The sequence below is a fragment of the Paenibacillus sp. RC21 genome (assembly GCF_044907935.1).
GTDB lineage: Bacteria > Bacillota > Bacilli > Paenibacillales > Paenibacillaceae > Paenibacillus > Paenibacillus terrae_A.
This window is the reverse complement of the sequence record NZ_JBIYCS010000024.1, coordinates 1-3,455: the sequence shown is the minus strand read 5'-3', so window position 1 is coordinate 3,455 and position 3,455 is coordinate 1. Positions and strand designations below refer to the sequence as shown.

General features: G+C 47.6%; 1 protein-coding gene. It reads right to left on the bottom strand.

The genetic code is table 11. The features are described 5' to 3' along the window. On the bottom strand, positions 1 to 3,455 hold a 3,455-nt coding region (locus ABIA61_RS26605; protein ID WP_404581515.1), incomplete at both ends, for a condensation domain-containing protein.

The window sequence follows — 3,455 nt, the reverse complement described above, 5'->3', positions numbered from 1 at the left end:
GGATAATTCGGATCTATCGGCAGGTAGGCTCCGCCCGCTTTGAGTGTTCCCAGGATGCCGATGACCATTTCCATGGAACGCTCCGCCATGATGGCAACGATATCATCCGGCTTCACTCCCCGCTCTCTCAAGACAATGGCCAGCCGATTCGCCTGCTCGTTCAGCTCCCGGTAGGTCAGCGTTTGCTCTCCCCAGACCAAAGCCGGATGATCTGCTCTTTGCTCCGCTCGTTCCTCAAATAGTCCCTGAATCGTGTGATCCTTTGGATATTCCGCCTCCGTGCGGTTAAAATCACGGAGCTGCACGCTGCTCTCTTCCTCCGGTACGATCTCGATATCTTCGATCCTCATCTTTGGACAACGGATGATTTCACGGATGATCATTTTAATCTGCCCGGCTACCCGCTCCATAAAGCTTCTGTCATAGGCCAAGCTATTGTAGCGGAATTTGATCTGCAGATCGTTCTCAGGCACAACAATGAAATTAAAATCAAAATTTGTCTGTTCGGAAACCTTCGTGGACAGTACCCTCAAATCTGTTCCGTGGTCGCCCTGTCCTTTGACAGCTTCCTCTATCGGATAGTTTTCAAAGGCCAGCAGGTTTTGCACCAATCCGCCTCCATAGGCGGTCCTCGACTGAATTTCCGCCAGCGGATAATAGTGATGCCGCTCCGATGCCCATGCCTCCTGCTGAAGTTTGGCAACCAGGGCTGAAAAGCTTTCTTCCTTTTCTGCCCGGACTCTGACAGGAATCGTATTGATAAACAGTCCTACCATCTGTTCAACGCCTTGAATTTCTGCCGGTCTTCCCGAGACAACCGTTCCGAACACCACATCCTGGGTATTGTTGTACCGTTGCAGCAGGATTCCCCATACGGCCTGTATCACCGTACTTAACGTGGCGCCACTTTCTCTTGCGATTCCCTCCAAACTCTCCTTCATTTCCCTATTTATCGTAAAATCGTATTCTTCCTGAATGTATCCCGGATGAGCTATACCACTTTTGATTTTAGGCAACAGCGCTGGCTGTTCGTACTCTGTCAGATAATTCTCCCAGTAAGCCCCCGTCTCCCGGTCATCCCTTTGTTCCAGCCACTGGATATATTGACGATAAGGATACACTGTGCCTAATTGCGGTATGCTTCCTTTATGAAGAGCACTGTGAATTTCCAGCAGCTCTTTAAATACAATGCCAAGACACCATCCATCTATAATGATATGATGAAAACTCAAAATGAAACGATAGCTGTCGGCATTAATTCTAATCAAGGCAAATCTGATCAGCGGCTCCCGGGTGAGGTCAAAGCCCTTTTCTCTATCCTTGTCCAAATAGGCTTGGAGATAGTTTTCTTTCTCTTCCTCTGTTAAGAAGGAGATATACTCGAAAAACATTTCAGCTGGTCTGTCCTCTAAAACGACCTGAACCGGTTTTTCCACCTTCTCATAAACAAAGGCAGTCCGCAAAATATCATGTCTTTGAATCACCTGCTGGAAAGCACGTTCAAACAAGCTTCTATCGATTTCGCCCTTCAGACTGATCACTGCTTGTTCAAAATACGCGTGCGAGTTTTGCTCCCTGAGGAAGTGGTAGAGCATTCCCGACTGCATAGGGGTCAGTGTATAAATATCCGCGATATTGGGCTTAGAGTCCCCCATCGCGCGATATACCTCTTCTACCTCCGCCGTCGTAATGTTGCTGGAACTTACATCACTGGCTGTCAGTTCCGTATATTCCTGTGATGAGCAATGCTCGATAATTTGCTCCAGATTTCGCTTAAAGCCTTCCGCCACTGTGATCAGCGTGGCCTTTTCATATTCGTGCTTGTGATAGGCGAAACTCATCCTTAGTTTTCCATCAGCCACCCTTCCGTTAATGTCCAAGCAGTAAGGTCTTTGCATGTCGGGTGAAACCGTCTCATCGGTAAGAACATCGGAGATGGTAAATATGTCGGTATCGATATCCTGGTCAAACTGCCCCAGGTAGTTGAAGCTGATCTCAGGGTGCAAATTAAACCTTAAGATTTCCTCGTCCCGAGGGAACGTCTGGTATTTTAAAATGCCGTAGCCGATGCCTTTTTGCGGAATGCGCCGGAGGCTTTCTTTGACGGCTTTAAGCCGGGAAGACACGTCCTTGACACCTGCCATATCCAAAATCACAGGGTATTGGGCGGTAAACCAGCCTACGGTTCTGCTGATATCCATATCCTGAATGATTTCTTCACGTCCGTGCCCTTCCAGGTTAACAAGCACCTTGTCTTCTCCTGTCCATTCCCGAATAGCCTCTCCCAATGCCGTCAAAAGAACATCGTTGATTTCAGTATTGTAAGCCTTATTCACTTCTCTAAGCAGTTTGGCGGTTTGGACTTCATCCAGCACGATTTCGATATGATCGCTATCCATATATGTTCTGCCATGAACGAGATGATCCTTGGGAATAGGCTTGATTTCATTCTGTTCCAGCGCGGACCAGTATGTGATTTCTTGGAGAAGCTCCCCGCTGCCGGCATACGTATAAAGTTGTTCAGACCATGCCAGGAAAGAGTCCGTTTTCCCTCTGAATGTGACTTCTTCCCCCTTCTCCGCCTGTCGGTATCCTGTAGAAATATCCTCAAAAAGAATCCGCCAAGAAATCCCGTCAACCACCAGGTGGTGAAAACTTACGCACAGATAGTCACCGTCTTTCGTTTTGAACAAGCCTGCTTGCATCAGAGGTCCACATTCTAAATCCATGCGGGACTGAAGCAGAGCGGCTTCTTCCTTTACGGAGCTATCATATATATCATCATTTGTAAAATCCTTTACCTCCAGCGAATATAGTTCGCCTTCCGTGCCCCGGTTGAACAGAACCACCTGTCCCGCCTTCTCACGCACTACAATACGCAAAGCATCATGGTGTTCCACCAAACGATCGAACACCTTTCTTAACATTCTTTCGTCAACCCCCTGTTTCCTATGTAACAGAACGGACTGGTTGAAGTGATGTTTTGCTGCAAAAGACTGCTCAAAAAACCAGCTTTGGATGGGCGTGAGCATGATTTCCCCTGTTACCATTCCTTGAAAAGCAGTATGTTCGACAGATTGTACATAGGCTCTCAATTGTTCAATCACAGGATGGTCAAATAGATCCTTCAGTTGCAGCTTTAGCTTATAATCGTGAAGCTTGGACACGATCTGGATGGCTTTAATAGAATCTCCCCCCAGATTCAGAAAGTGATCCTTAATGCCTACCCGTTCGACTTTCAGGACTTTTTCCCATATTTCAGCCAATATCTCCTCTATTTTGTCTCTCGGAGCTGCATATTCCTCCGTTGCATTCACGGTCAGATCGGGCTCGGGCAATGCTTTTCGGTCATTCTTTCCACTCGGAGTCATCGGCATGTCATCCAGCTGCATAAAGCTGGACGGCACCATATAATCAGGCAGCTCCTGCATAAGCTGTTCCCGCAGCTCTTCCAC